This is a genomic window from Phycicoccus sp. Root563, from assembly GCF_001427915.1.
GTDB lineage: Bacteria > Actinomycetota > Actinomycetes > Actinomycetales > Dermatophilaceae > Pedococcus.
Genome location: NZ_LMGM01000002.1, coordinates 122,799 through 135,780 on the forward strand (window position 1 = coordinate 122,799; position 12,982 = coordinate 135,780).

Sequence of the window (12,982 nt, forward strand, 5' to 3'; positions counted from 1 at the left end):
CCACATGGCGAGACGACCCGGCCACATCGTGGGCGGGTCGTCCGTCCGCTCAGGTGCGGTTGGTGAACGCGACCGAGACGTTGCCGTCCGGCCAGACCTCGAGCGCCGTGAGCGAGCCCGGGGCCGCGGCGAGCCGCCAGATCCGGTCGTGCGGGATGCCCAGCACGTGCGCGAGGACGACCATGATCGGCTTGCGGTGGCAGACCACGACGGTCGTGCCGCCCGCGGCGACCACGCGCTCGTATGCGGCGAGGACGCGCTCGGCCAGCTCCAGGTGGGTCTCCCCGCCCGGACGGGCGTATGCCGCGTCGCTGCGCATGCGGTCCAGCTCGTCGGCCTGCTCGCGGGCGAGGTCGTGGACGCTCATGCCGTCCCAGTCGCCGAAGTCCTGCTCGTCCCAGTCCTCGTCCTGCTCGGCGTCGACGCCGATGGTCGCGGCGACCGCGGCACCCGTCTGGACGGCGCGGGCCAGCGACGACGTGACGACCCGTGCGTCGACGCCCCCCAGGAGGTGGGCAACGGCGGCTCCGGCGGCTCGCGCCTGGGCGCGACCGGTCTCGTTGAGGGAGGGGTCCGCGCCGCCCCGGCCGTCGAGCTGGGCGTGCACGGTGAAGTCGGTGACGCCGTGGCGCACCAGCACGAGGCGGGTGGGGGTCCCCCGGCCAGCAGCCGGCGGCAGTGTCGTGGAGGCGGGGTTGGGGTCGATGATCTCCTCGACGAGCTCGTCGGCCGACGTGTCCCGCTCTGCCACGGCCGCGTCGCCCAGCATCCGGTCGATGGTGCGACCGTCCATGCCGTCGTTGGACAGGGCGTCCGCGTCCTTGTTCTTCTCACGGGGGATCCACGTGTAGGACACCGAGCCACCACCGCGGCTGATGAGCGCGGCCAGCTCGCGGGCCTCGAGGGCCAGTCGCCGCATGTCCTCGTGCTTGATCTTCCAGCGGCCCGACATCTGCTCGACGACGAGCTTGGAGTCCATGCGCGCCTCGACGTGGGCGCCGGGGTCGATGCGCTGGGCGGCTCGCAGCCCGGCGATCAGGCCGGAGTACTCCGCGACGTTGTTGGACTCCTTGCCCAGCGGCGCAGCGCCCTCCCAGAGGACCGTGCCGCTGGCGCGGTCACGGACGAGGGCACCGTAGCCGGCGACCCCGGGGTTGCCCCGGGAGCCGCCGTCGGCTTCGACGACGAGCTGACGACCCACCGGTCAGAGGCCGGACTCGGACGTGCGGACCAGGATCCTGCGGCACTCCTCGCAGCGCAGCACCTCGTCGTCCGGGGCGGCCTTGATGCGGTTCATCTCGACGTTGTTGAGCTCGAGCTGGCAACCACCGCAGCGTCGCTGGCGCAGGGCCGCTGCCGCCAGTCCACCGGTCTGGGTGCGGATCTTCTCGTAGAGCGCGACCAGGTCGGCGCCGACGCCCGCGACGGTGTCGGCCCGGGGGGCGGAGACCTTGGCGGCCTCGGCCTCGAAGTCCTTGAGGGCGTCGTCCTTGGCTGCGGAGGCCGCCTCGAGCTCGGTCGCGAGGGCCGCCCGCTCCGCCTCGAGCCGGGCCACGGCGGCCTCGGCGGCCTCGGCCCGCTCCATGACCTCGATCTCGACGTCCTCGAGCTCGGCCTGGCGCCGGTTCAGGGAGTCGAGCTCGTGCTGGAGCGCCTGCAGGTCCTTGGCGGTGCCGGTACCGGCGTCGAGCCGCGCCCGGTTGCGCGCTGCACGGTCACGCACCAGCTGCACGTCGGTGTCGGCCTTGGCCACCTCGCGCTGCACGTCGCCCAGGGCCGTCTGGGCACGGACGAGGTCGGAGTCGAGGGCCGCTGCGCGCCGCTCGAGCTCGGCGAGCTGGGCTCGCTGCGGCAGGTTCTTGGTCGCGTGGGCGATCTGGTCGAGACGGGTGTCGATCGCCTGCAGGTCCAGGAGCCTCCACTGACGGGACGGGTCGGCTTTCAGGACGTACCTCCGGGCGGCTCGGCACCGACGACGAAGGTCCACGGGTCGGTGCGCAGTGTGGAAATGTGAGTCTCCACTCTAGAGGCCGACGGGTCCCCGTCCGCAAGCGCCGCCTCCAGCCGCCGCGCGGCCTCGGTGAGCCACAGGGACTCGGTCGCCCAGTGCCCCGCGTCCACCAGGTATGGCGTGCCGCCGCGGGCCTCCTCGCGCGCCTCCAGCACGGGGTGGTGGCGCAGGTCCGCAGTGACGAAGACGTCGGCTCCCGCAGCCCTGACGTGGTCGAACATGTCGTCCCCCGCGCCGCCCATCACGGCGACACGCTGGACCCTGGCTCCGGGTGGACCCGCCACCCGGACGCCCCCCGCCGAGGGCGGCAGGGCGGCATACAGGGCGGTGGTGAACTCGGCCAAGGTGTTCGGGGCGGGGAGGCTGCCGACCCGGCCGAGGGGCTGCCCCTCGACCACGGCCAGCGGCTCCACGTCGGTGAGCCCGCAGGCGTCCGCCAGCGCGTCGTTGACGCCGGGCTCGGCGACGTCGGCGTTGGTGTGGGCGACGTACAGCGCGATGTCGTGCACGACCAGGGCCGTGACGCTCGCCCCCTTGGCCGTCGAGGTCGCCACGCTGTGGATGCCCCTGAGCAGCAGCGGGTGGTGGGTGACCAGGAGGTCGGCGCCGAGCTCGCGCGCCTCGTCGATGACCGCCAGCGTGGGGTCGACGGCGAACAGGACCCGCGACACCGGCTGCTCGAGGTCGCCGGACACCAGGCCGACCTGGTCCCACGACTGCGCCGTGGACGGCGGGTAGAAGCCCTCGAGGGCGTGGACGGCGTCGGCGAGGGTGGGGTGCACGTGGGCCCGGCCGGGCTCGAACCGACGACACCCGCGGTGTAAACGCGGTGCTCTACCAACTGAGCTACAGGCCCTCCGCACGGTCGACCCAGCCGAACCGCGCGGCGCCATTGTGTCAGGTGGGCAGGGGTGCGAGGGAAATTTCGGCAGGCGGGGCGGGATGTGGTGATTTTCCTTCCCAAAGGCCCCCACGCGGTGCAAGATGCCCCTCATTGTGGTCTCTCGCAGAGAGAGGTCCCTGAACCCGGCTACTCCGCGGCCGGGTCAGAACATGGAGGAAAAATGACTCATCGCAGGATCACGGGGCGTGCTCTCCGGGCCGCCGCGGTGGTTCCGACGTTCGCGCTCGTCGCCACCAGCCTCGCGGCTGTCGGCGCAGCGGGCACCTCGTCGGCCGCCCCCGCACCCGCGCCGGCCAGTCCCAGTGCCGCCGCAGGAGGCAGCACCTACCTGAACACCGTGGCCCCCCGGGCCGAGCAAGCCTTCGGCACCGACACCCGGGTCACCAAGGACAAGAAGGTGCTGGCCCGCCAGGCCGCCGTCCTGGAGAAGGCCAAGAAGTACGACGCCAAGCACGCCAAGGGGAACCCGGTCGCCGCACGCGGCCTGGCGAAGATCGAGGCGCAGTCGCTGCGCACCGGCCAGAGCCCCGCGGCGATCAAGAGCAAGTTCAAGCAGGCCCCTGCCATGCAGGAGGCCAAGCTGCTCACGATCCTCGTCGAGTTCAACGACAAGGCGAACGACGACTTCCGCACGTCGATGGTCCCGAGCGAGTTCGGCTCGGACACCTGCAAGCTGGGGTCCGTGCAGAACGGCCCGAAGCACAACACCATCCCCAACCCGGCGAGCGCCCCGCTGCTCGACAACAACTCCATGTGGGTCAAGGACTTCTCGTCCGCGCACTACAACACGATGCTCTACACCAAGACCGGCATCACCCAGCGTGTGCGCACCGACCTCAAGGGCCCTGACGGCAAGCCCGGCTTCGACATCTCCGGCTACACGATGAAGAACATGTACGAGGAGATGTCCAAGGGCGCGTACACCGTCGACGGTGCTGCGACCCCGTGGATCACGGTGCCGCACTCGGAGGCCTACTACGGCGCCACCCGGTGCCACCAGGACGAGAACGGCGTCTGGACCTACGACGCGATCCAGGACATGCAGGGTCACCCGAGCAACCCGCTCGGCGCCGGCCAGCTGCCCATCGACGCCGTGGCGGCCCTCGCCAAGGCCCAGCCGAACTTCCCCTGGGCCGACTACGACCTCGAGGACCAGGGCGACGTCGACGGTGACGGCAACTTCAACGAGCCGGACGGCGTCATCGACCACGTCGTGCTCGTCCACGCCGGCTCGGACAAGTCCGGTGGTGGCGGTGCCCAGGGCACCTACGCCATCTGGGCGCACTCGTCGGCCGTCGCCGGTGGCGCTCCCGTTCCCGGGACCAACCTCAAGCTGAGCAACTACATCGTGCAGCCGGAGGACTCCGGCGTCGGTGTGTTCGCCCACGAGTACGGTCACGACCTCGGTCTGCCGGACCTCTACGACACCGCCAGCGGCGGCGACTCCGACGTCGACTTCTGGGACCTGATGAGCTCCGGCTCGCACTCGGGCCCGATCTTCCAGTCGATGCCGACGCACATGGGCATCTGGGACAAGTACGTCCTCGGCTGGGCCGACCCGAAGGTCATCAACCCCGGTGACCCGCGTCAGTCCGTCCTCGTCGGCCAGTCGTCGCGCACGCCGCGCGGCACGCAGGACGGCCTCAAGGTCAACCTGCCGAACAAGACCATCACCCTCGCGACCCCGCACAGCGGCGCGAAGATGTGGTTCTCCAGCAGCGACCAGTCGTGGGCCGACAACACCCTGACCCGCACGGTCAGCGTCCCGGCGGGCTCGACCGACGCGAAGTTCTGGATGTGGAACAACTACTCCATCGAGGAGGACTGGGACTTCGGCTTCGTCGAGGTCTCGACCGACGGTGGCGCCACGTGGACCGAGCAGAAGGTCTACGACACCACGGGCGCCGAGGTCAGCACGTCCGACACCTACGCCGACCCGAACGGCAACCTCAAGACCTTCGGCAACAAGAAGTACGGACTCACCGGCGCCACCGACGGCTGGGAGCACCACTACGCGAAGGTCACGCCCTACGCCGGCAAGACCATCCAGGTCCGCCTGCACTACGCCACCGACGCCGCCTTCGAGGACCGTGGCTGGTTCGTCGACGACCTCTCGCTCACCAACGGTGCGAGCACGGTCTGGAGCGACGACGCCGAGGCCAACAACGGCTGGACCGCCAAGGTCGGCACGCACGTCGACACCACCGGTGCCGGCTGGATCCTCGACACCGGCACGCAGACCAAGGCGCAGTACTACCTGGTCGAGTGGCGCAACTTCGACGGGTTCGACAAGGGCCTGCAGTACGGCTACGACACGACCTACCAGGCCAAGGGCGCGTGGAACGTCGAGAAGATCAAGTACAACGCTCCCGGTGCCCTCATCTGGTACCGCGACACCACGTACGGCAACGCCAACCACGTGCTCAACAACCTCTCGGACCTCCCGAGCGAGGGCACCAAGGGCGGCCTGCTGATCGTCGACAGCCACTTCGACCCGCTGCGCCGCACCGGCGCCGCGGCAGCGCTCGACCCGACGCTGCTGAAGAACCTGCCGTCGCGCCCGCAGTCGTCCAACGCCGCGTTCGGCCTCGTGGGGACCTACCCCTTCAAGGAGTGCGTGACGAACGACGCGGTCACCAAGACCGCCTGCAACACCTACCCGAAGCAGGCCGCGGTGCGGACCTTCACGGACAACAAGGGCTGGTACCCCGGTATCGAGTACCGCCCCGACCTGGACGCGAAGAACCCGTACTTCTACCGCGACGCTGACGCCTCGGTGGTCGTCCCCTCCAAGGGCAACTCGCCGTACACCGTCAAGATCGTGGACAAGAACGGCAAGCTCCTCCCGGCGCAGTACGGCGACGGACTCGGCACCGGCAACCCGGCGGACTCGAAGGTCGGCTACGGCACGACCATCACCGTCGCGATGACGATGCAGAACAACCAGATGGCGCGGCTCATGGTGACCCCGCCGAAGAAGTAACCAGCACCGAACGAACCAGGGCCGGTATGCCGCACACGCGGCATACCGGCCCTGTCGTCGTCGGGGCGCCGGGAGGACCCGGCCCGCGCTCAGGCGAGCTCGCGCAGCGCCTCGTGGTAGCCGGTGAAGTCGCGCGCCTGGCCGATCTCGTTGACCAGGGACCAGCGGACGACGCCCTCGCGGTCGATCAGGAAGGTCCCGCGGACGGCGGCGCCGGCACCCTCGTGCAGGACGCCGAAGGACTGCGCGACGGCCCCGTGCGGCCAGAAGTCGGACAGGAGGGGGAAGAAGTACCCCTCCTTGTCGGCCCAGGCACGCTGGGTGAACATGTGGTCGGTGGAGATGCCGAGCACCTGGACGTCGTCGGAGACGAAGGCGCCGAGGTTGTCGCGGATCTCGCAGAGCTCGCCGGTGCAGATGCCGGAGAAGGCGAACGGGTAGAAGACCACGACGACGAACTTGTCGCCGCGGAACGAGGACAGCGTGACGTCCTGGCCGTTCTGGTCCTTGAGGGTGAAGTCGGGGGCGATGTCGCCGACAGCGAGCGGTGAGGTCATGGCTGGCAGTCTGCCAGCGAACTCAGCGCCGGGCCGACTTGGGGGCGACGAGCCGGGTCGCGGTCCAGTCCTCGCAGGCGTTGACCGTGCCGGACGTGTGGAGGCCGCCGGTGGTGGCCGCCTCCTCGATGTCGCTGGCCTGGACGTGGCCGGGACGGCCCGCCTTGGGGGTGAGGATGACGATGAAGGCACCGTCGGCCAGGTTGGTCAGGGCGTCGACGACTGCGTCGACGAGGTCGCCGTCGTCCTCGCGCCACCAGATGAGGACGGAGTCGGCCACGTCGCCGTAGTCCTCGTCCTCCAGCTCGGTGCCGGTGAGGTCCTCGATGGCGAAGCGGAGGTCGTCGTCGACGTCCGTGTCGTAGCCGAATTCCTGGATCACCTGACCTGCGGTGAACCCCAGACGGTCGGCCCCACCGTGCGGCGCCGCCTGTGCGGACGTGCTCACGTGCCTTCTCCTGTTTCTCGTCGTCGACCTCGGTGGTCGGGGACTGTGGCGCACAGTCCACTCTGTCCGGGCCGTTTGCGCAACCAACTCCACAGAATCGTCGCAGATCAGCCGCGATCTGGACGCCGTCGTGCCCCGCGCGACCGCCTGCCCGCCCACGGCGCGGGCGCGCCGGAGCCGGGTTAGGGTCGCCGTATGGCCACCCCCAGCGACCTCACCAGCACCGACCCCCTGGCCACCGCCGACCCGACGGGGGCGGCCGAGGCGCACCAGCCCAAGCAGTGGGCGGCTGGGCTGCCGGCGGTGGTCAACTCGTTCCGACACGGCGTCGAGCAGATGGGGCTGCCGCGGACGGCACGGGTCTTCGGGCGGCTCAACCAGGACCAGGGCTTCGACTGCCCGTCCTGCGCCTGGCCAGACCCCGAGACCGGCGACCGGCACGTGGCCGAGTTCTGCGAGTCGGGGGCCAAGGCGGTGGCCTGGGAGGCGACCAAGCGGCGCGTCGACCGCGAGTTCTTCGCGAAGCACTCCGTCGCAGCGCTCGACGAGCAGAGCGAGTGGTGGCTCGGGCAGCAGGGCCGGCTCACCGAGCCGATGCACCTGCGCGCGGGCGGGACCCACTACGAGCCCATCTCCTGGGACGCCGCCAACGAGCTCATGGCCCGCCACCTCAAGGCCCTGCCGACCCCGGACGACGCCGTGTTCTACACGTCCGGCCGCACGAGCAACGAGGCCGCGTTCCTCTACCAGCTCATGGTCCGCGCATACGGCACCAACAACCTCCCCGACTGCTCCAACATGTGCCACGAGTCCTCGGGCACGGCGATGAGCGAGCAGATCGGCATCGGCAAGGGCGCGGTGACGCTGGAGAGCCTCGAGCAGGCCGAGCTCATCGTGATCGCCGGGCAGAACCCCGGCACGAACGCCCCGCGCATGCTCACCCACCTCGAGAACGCGAAGAAGAACGGTGCCGTCATCGTCGCGGTCAACCCGCTGCCCGAGGCGGGCCTGATCCGGTTCAAGAACCCGCAGACGCCGCGCGGCATGATCGGCCCGGGCACGGCCCTGGCCGACGACTTCCTCCAGATCCGGCTCGGGGGCGACCACGCGCTCTTCCGCGCCGTCGGCCACCTGCTCGTGCGGGCCGAGGAGTCCGCTCCCGGGACCGTCCTCGACCGGGCGTTCGTCGAGTCGCACACCGCCGGGTACGACGAGTACGCCGCTGCGGTCCGCGAGATCGACTGGGACGCAACGCAGCTCGCCACCGGCCTGCAGCGCTCGGAGATCGAGGCGCTGGCCCAGCGGTTCGTCGAGTCGAAGGCCACGGTCGTCTGCTGGGCCATGGGGCTGACCCAGCACGTGCACGCGGTGAACTCGATCCAGGAGGTCGTCAACGTCCTGCTCCTCCAGGGCAACATCGGCAAGCCGGGGGCCGGACCGTGCCCGGTCCGCGGCCACTCCAACGTCCAGGGCGACCGCACCATGGGCATCTGGGAGCAGATGCCGCAGACCTTCCTCGACGCGCTCGAGGCGGAGTTCGGGTTCGCCCCGCCGACCGACCACGGTGTCGACGCCGTCGCCACCGTCCAGCGCCTGAGGGACAAGTCGGTCCGGGTCTTCTTCGGCATGGGCGGCAACTTCTCGATGGCCACGCCGGACACCCCCGTGGTGCACGAGGGCCTGCGCGCGTGCGACCTCACCGTGCACGTCTCCACGAAGCTCAACCGGTCGCACACCGTCACCGGGCGCGAGGCGCTGATCCTGCCCTGCCTCGGCCGCACCGACCGGGACGCGACCCCGCGGGGGCACCAGGGCGTCACCGTCGAGGACTCCCAGGGCCAGGTCCACCTGTCGCAGGGGCGCCTCGATCCCCCGTCGGACCAGTGCCGCTCGGAGGTCGCCATCGTCGCGGGGCTGGCCGAGCGCCTCGTGCCCGACGTGGGCTCGGTCGACTGGCGTGCGCTGGGTGAGGACAACGACCTCGTCCGCGACCACATCTCCCGGGTCGTCCCGAACTTCGAGGACTACAACAGCCGGGTCCGCGAGCCGGGTGGCTTCCTGCTCCCCCACAAGCCGCGCGACAGCCGCGAGTTCGACACCCCGTCGGGGAAGGCCGAGTTCCTCGCGCGCGACGTCCCGATGCTCGAGGTGCCCGAAGGGCGGCTGCTGCTGCAGACCATCCGCAGCCACGACCAGTTCAACACGACGATCTACGGCCACGCCGACCGCTACCGCGGCATCAGCGGCAACCGACGCGTCGTGCTGGTGAGCCCCGAGGACCTGCACCGGCTCGGCTTCCACCAGGGGCAGGTCGTCGACGTCGTGAGCGAGTTCGAGGGCACCGAGCGCCGGGCCGAGGGCTTCACCCTCGTGTCGTACCCCACGGCCCAGTCGTGCGCGGCGGCGTACTACCCCGAGACCAACGTGCTGATGGCGGCCGACCACGTGGCCCTGCGGTCCAACACCCCGGTCGCCAAGGCCCTCGTCATCCGCCTCGAGCGCCGCTGACCTCCGCCCGCCGCTGGTCTCAGGCCGCCGTATGGCGCGTCAGCTGCGTCGGCGCGCCAGCCCGGACCGCACGACCTGCTCTTCGAGCAGGCGCTCGGCCTCGGGCAGGTCGAGGTGGGCCACGACCGGGCTCACCGGCCCCGGTGTCGACACCAGGGTCACCGAGGCCACCCGCTGCGAGCGCTGCACGGGCCCCTGCGACACCTTGAGCGACTGCACGCGGGCGTGCGGCACGAACTGCGCCACGCGCCACAGCCGACCCCGGCGGGTCACCAGGACCTCGGGGGCGACCGTGTAGCCGAGGCGGCGCCACCCGACGGGGTCGAGCCGACGAGCCCGTGCGGTGGCCGTGGTGAAGCCGTGGTCGCCGCCCTCACCGAGCAGGGCCGCCGCGGCCATCTCCCTGGTGGTTCCGGGCAGCACCAGCACGATGACCTCGAGGACCTCCGCGAGGGTGCCGACCGGCAGCAGGACCGTCTCGGTCGAGTCCTCGCCCCGGCCCGCGCCGGCGACGTTCATCTGCAGCCGCCACCACCCCGTCAGCCGCCACGGCAGCGGCTGGCTGGCCTGCACCGCCTGGATCCGGTGCAGCGGCACCGTGGTCGCGCGCAGGTCGGTCAGGCCGTGCCGGATCCGCAGCCGGTCGCCGCCGTGGAGCAGCTCGAAGTTGCCCTCCTGCAGCAGTCGCTTGAGCTGCCCGCTGCCCACCGCCAACGTGGCCGGGCCGAGCCACGCGACCATGCCCCCGATCCCGGCGATGAGCGACCCCACCAACCCGGGGACGGCGAGGACCAGGAAGAGGCTCTGGCCGGTGTAGAGCACGGACTGGACGACCCTGGAGTTGGGCACGAGGACGACGCGGCGTCCGAGTGGCGCGGCGGCGTCGGTGGGTACGTCGCCAGGGGCGACGGCCGAGCCGGGCGTGGGCGTGTCGGCGGTGCCGGCCAGCGACATGAGCTGTTCGCGGACCTCCTGGGCGCGCGAGTCGGCGAGGAAGGACAGCTTGAGCTGGGAGTCCTTGCCCCCGGCCGACTGCACCACCACCTCGGACAACCCCGTGAGCCGGGCCAACAGGGGTCGGCCCACGTCCACGGCCTGGATCCGGTCGAACCGCACCTGACGGTGCTGGCGGAAGAGGAACCCGGTGCGCAGTTCGATGAGCGTGGCGCCGAGGCGGTAGCGCGAGAACCGCCAGGACAGCCACGACCCCGCGATGATCGCCACCAGGACTCCCAGGACGGCCAGCGCAGCCCAGCCGAGGTGTCCCCGGGTCGGGTCGTCGGCGGCCGCGCCGAAGAGCGTGTCGAGCTGCTGGGAGACGACGTAGGCCACGACGGCGGCGAACGCCAGACCGCCCCGGAGCAGCGGCGACAACGGGTGCAGGTGCTGCCACGGCCGCTCGACCGCGTCGGGGTGCGGCTCGCTCACAGGCCGGCCCGCTGCGACTCCCCGCGGGCGGCGAGCCGCTCCCGCAGCCGCTCCGCCTCGGCGGTCGGGAGACCGGGGATCTGGCCACCGCTCTCGGGCGAGGCCGTGTGCAGCTCGACCGTCGCCATGTCGAAGCGCCGCTCCAGCGGCCCGGACTGCACGTCGACGTACTGCAGGCGGCCGTACGGCACCGACACGACCGACCGGAACAACCGGCCGCGACGGACGACCAGCTCCTCCGCGCCCTCCGCCCAGCTGATCGCCGACACCTGCCGGCCGACCACCCACCACGCCCAGCCTCCGGCAACGGCCACGACAGCCACGGGCACCCAGGTCCACGACCAGACGAAGACCGCGAGGACGACGAGGACCACCAGGACCGGGACCAGCACGATCCCGAGGACCAGGTGGCGCGCCGTGGCGAGCCGCTGCGACACCGGCTGCCACGGCATACCGCCGTCGTCGTAGAGCCGCACCGACGCGAGCCCGGTCGGCGCGGCGCTGGGGTCCGGTGGGTACAGGTGGGGCGCGTCGGTCACGCCCCCAACCTAGCCGCCGAAGAGCTTGGCAGCCTTGAGGATCGTCTGCCACAGGCCGTACGCGAGCGGCGTGCCCACGACCAGCCAGGCGGCCGTGACGACGAGGGGGTTGGTGGTCGCGGCCGCGGTGGCCGTGGCTCGGGTGTCGCTCATCGGAGGGCTCCTTCGTCGACGGTGTCTGAGGCGCGGGCGTCAGGAGCGGAATCACTCGTGGCGCCGGCGTCGAAGTGGTCCCGGCTGACGTCGGTCACCAGGAGGTTGGCGACGAACCCGACGACGAGGACACCGACCATCGTGAACAGCGCCGGGCGGTAGTCGCCGTTGGTCAGGCTGCCGGGCTTGCCCGCAGCGTCGAGGAACCCGTTGACGATCAGGGGTCCGGCCACTCCGGCGGCCGACCAGGCGGTGAGCAGCCGGCCGTGGATGGCGCCGACCTCCAACGTGCCGAACAGGTCCTTGAGGTAGGCCGGGATCGTCGCGAACCCGCCACCGTAGAAGGACAGGATGACGGCCGCCAGCAGGACGAACAGCCCGGTCGAGGTGTGGCCGACGGTGGCGAGCAGGAGGTAGGTCACGATGCCGACGCCGAGGTAGATCATGTAGATCGGCTTGCGCCCGATGAGGTCGGACGTGCTCGACCAGACGAACCGACCCGCCATGTTGGCCAGCGACAGCACCCCGACGAAGCCGCCGGCGGCGGCCGCCGTGACGGTCGAGGTCTTCCCGTCGCGGAAGAAGTCCTGGATCATCGGCGCAGCCTGCTCGAGGATGCCGATGCCCGCGGTGACGTTGCAGAAGAGCACGACCCAGAGCAGCCAGAACTGCTTGGTGCGAATGGCTTCCGACGCGCGAACCATGGCGCCGTTGCGGCCGGTCATCTGGCCCGCCGGGGTCTTCGTGCCCGCGGCGTCGGTCGACTCCGGGGGCACCCGGATGAGCGAGGCGCCGAACAGCATGAAGACGAGGTACGCGACGCCCAGGACGAGGAACGTCATCGTCAGGGCGTGGCCGTCGGCGACCGAGCCGGTCTTGCCGTCGAAGCCGGAGTCGAAGGTGCCGAGCAGCTTGTTGGACAGCGGCGAGGCGATCAGCGCACCGCCACCGAAGCCCATGATGGCCATGCCGGTCGCGAGGCCGGGGCGGTCCGGGAACCACTTCATCAGCGTCGAGACCGGGGAGATGTAGCCGATGCCCAGCCCGATGCCGCCGATGACGCCGTACCCCAGGTACAGCAGCCAGAGCTGGCTGGTCGCGATGCCGAGCGAGCCCACCATGAAGCCGATCCCCCAGCAGAGGGCCGCGGCGACCATGGCCTTGCGCGGCCCTTCCCGCTCCACCCAGGTGCCGAGCACCGCGGCGGACAGGCCGAGCATGACGATCGCGATCGAGAAGATCGCCGCGACCGGGGTCTGCGAGGTGCCGAAGTGGTCGACGAGGGAGGTCTTGAAGACGCTGAACGCGTAGACCTGACCGATCGACAGGTGCACCGCGAGCGCGGCCGGCGGGATGAGCCACTTGCTGTAGCCCGGACGGGCGACCGAGCGGCTGCGGTCGAGGATCGACATGCACATACCTCCTTGTACGTGGCAATGCCCCCACAGCAG

At 71.0% G+C, this 12,982-nt stretch carries 11 protein-coding genes and 1 tRNA gene; 2 read left to right on the forward strand and 10 right to left on the reverse strand.

What is annotated here, in order from left to right; genetic code table 11:
- Window positions 1-49: 49 nt before the first annotated feature.
- The 4 genes from ASD62_RS17890 to ASD62_RS17905 all read right to left on the reverse strand — a co-directional run bounded on the left by ASD62_RS17890 (window position 50) and on the right by ASD62_RS17905 (window position 2,867).
- Window positions 50-1,201 carry a bifunctional RNase H/acid phosphatase gene (locus ASD62_RS17890; protein ID WP_056917589.1) on the reverse strand — a complete coding sequence of 384 codons (1,152 nt, stop codon included), beginning with the start codon at window positions 1,199-1,201 and terminating at the stop codon, window positions 50-52.
- Window positions 1,202-1,204: 3 nt separating this feature from the next.
- Entirely contained in the window at window positions 1,205-1,987 is a 783-nt protein-coding gene (locus ASD62_RS17895; RefSeq protein ID WP_369796245.1) for a zinc ribbon domain-containing protein, read from the reverse strand.
- Window positions 1,942-2,793: a Nif3-like dinuclear metal center hexameric protein gene (locus ASD62_RS17900; protein WP_056917868.1), complete on the reverse strand. Its 852-nt coding sequence runs from the start codon at window positions 2,791-2,793 to the stop codon at window positions 1,942-1,944. Before ASD62_RS17900 ends, ASD62_RS17895 begins: the two co-directional genes overlap by 46 nt.
- 1 nt (window position 2,794) lies before the next feature.
- Window positions 2,795-2,867 (reverse strand) — tRNA-Val (locus ASD62_RS17905).
- A 208-nt stretch (window positions 2,868-3,075) separates the two neighbouring features.
- Between ASD62_RS17905 and ASD62_RS17910 the strand changes: the two genes are divergently transcribed.
- Window positions 3,076-5,898, forward strand: coding sequence for an immune inhibitor A domain-containing protein (locus ASD62_RS17910; protein WP_056917590.1), 2,823 nt, complete (start codon window positions 3,076-3,078; stop codon window positions 5,896-5,898).
- A gap of 89 nt (window positions 5,899-5,987) precedes the next feature.
- On the opposite strand, the gene ASD62_RS17915 is transcribed toward ASD62_RS17910, so the two are convergent.
- Window positions 5,988-6,455, reverse strand: a complete 468-nt coding sequence (locus tag ASD62_RS17915; protein WP_056917591.1) for a peroxiredoxin — start codon at window positions 6,453-6,455, stop codon at window positions 5,988-5,990.
- Window positions 6,456-6,477: 22 nt separating this feature from the next.
- A complete protein-coding gene (locus tag ASD62_RS17920; protein ID WP_056917592.1) occupies window positions 6,478-6,903 on the reverse strand; it encodes a DUF3052 domain-containing protein in 426 nt (141 codons plus the stop codon).
- A gap of 195 nt (window positions 6,904-7,098) precedes the next feature.
- Between ASD62_RS17920 and ASD62_RS17925 the strand changes: the two genes are divergently transcribed.
- Window positions 7,099-9,411, forward strand: a complete 2,313-nt coding sequence (locus ASD62_RS17925; protein ID WP_082581051.1) for an FdhF/YdeP family oxidoreductase — start codon at window positions 7,099-7,101, stop codon at window positions 9,409-9,411.
- A gap of 39 nt (window positions 9,412-9,450) precedes the next feature.
- Here ASD62_RS17925 and ASD62_RS17930 read toward each other — a convergent pair whose 3' ends face one another.
- The 4 genes from ASD62_RS17930 to ASD62_RS17940 are packed head-to-tail and all read right to left on the reverse strand — an operon-like array spanning window position 9,451 to window position 12,943.
- Window positions 9,451-10,839 carry a PH domain-containing protein gene (locus ASD62_RS17930; RefSeq protein WP_056917593.1) on the reverse strand — a complete coding sequence of 463 codons (1,389 nt, stop codon included), beginning with the start codon at window positions 10,837-10,839 and terminating at the stop codon, window positions 9,451-9,453.
- Window positions 10,836-11,378 carry a PH domain-containing protein gene (locus tag ASD62_RS17935; RefSeq protein ID WP_235529263.1) on the reverse strand — a complete coding sequence of 181 codons (543 nt, stop codon included), beginning with the start codon at window positions 11,376-11,378 and terminating at the stop codon, window positions 10,836-10,838. The genes ASD62_RS17930 and ASD62_RS17935 overlap by 4 nt, the downstream gene beginning before the upstream one ends.
- 9 nt (window positions 11,379-11,387) lie before the next feature.
- Window positions 11,388-11,531: an oxalate:formate antiporter gene (locus ASD62_RS20225; protein WP_157581631.1), complete on the reverse strand. Its 144-nt coding sequence runs from the start codon at window positions 11,529-11,531 to the stop codon at window positions 11,388-11,390.
- Window positions 11,528-12,943: an OFA family MFS transporter gene (locus ASD62_RS17940; protein WP_200956962.1), complete on the reverse strand. Its 1,416-nt coding sequence runs from the start codon at window positions 12,941-12,943 to the stop codon at window positions 11,528-11,530. Before ASD62_RS17940 ends, ASD62_RS20225 begins: the two co-directional genes overlap by 4 nt.
- Between the last annotated feature and the right edge of the window lie 39 nt (window positions 12,944-12,982).

Excerpts from the sequence above, each read along its gene's own strand:
- ASD62_RS17910 (WP_056917590.1), top strand. The coding sequence starts at position 3,076 with ATGACTCATCGCAGGATCACGGGGCGTGCTCTCCGGGCCGCCGCGGTG.
- ASD62_RS20225 (WP_157581631.1), bottom strand. The coding sequence starts at position 11,531 with ATGAGCGACACCCGAGCCACGGCCACCGCGGCCGCGACCACCAACCCC.
- ASD62_RS17915 (WP_056917591.1), bottom strand. The coding sequence starts at position 6,455 with ATGACCTCACCGCTCGCTGTCGGCGACATCGCCCCCGACTTCACCCTC.
- ASD62_RS17940 (WP_200956962.1), bottom strand. The coding sequence starts at position 12,943 with ATGTCGATCCTCGACCGCAGCCGCTCGGTCGCCCGTCCGGGCTACAGC.
- ASD62_RS17925 (WP_082581051.1), top strand. The coding sequence starts at position 7,099 with ATGGCCACCCCCAGCGACCTCACCAGCACCGACCCCCTGGCCACCGCC.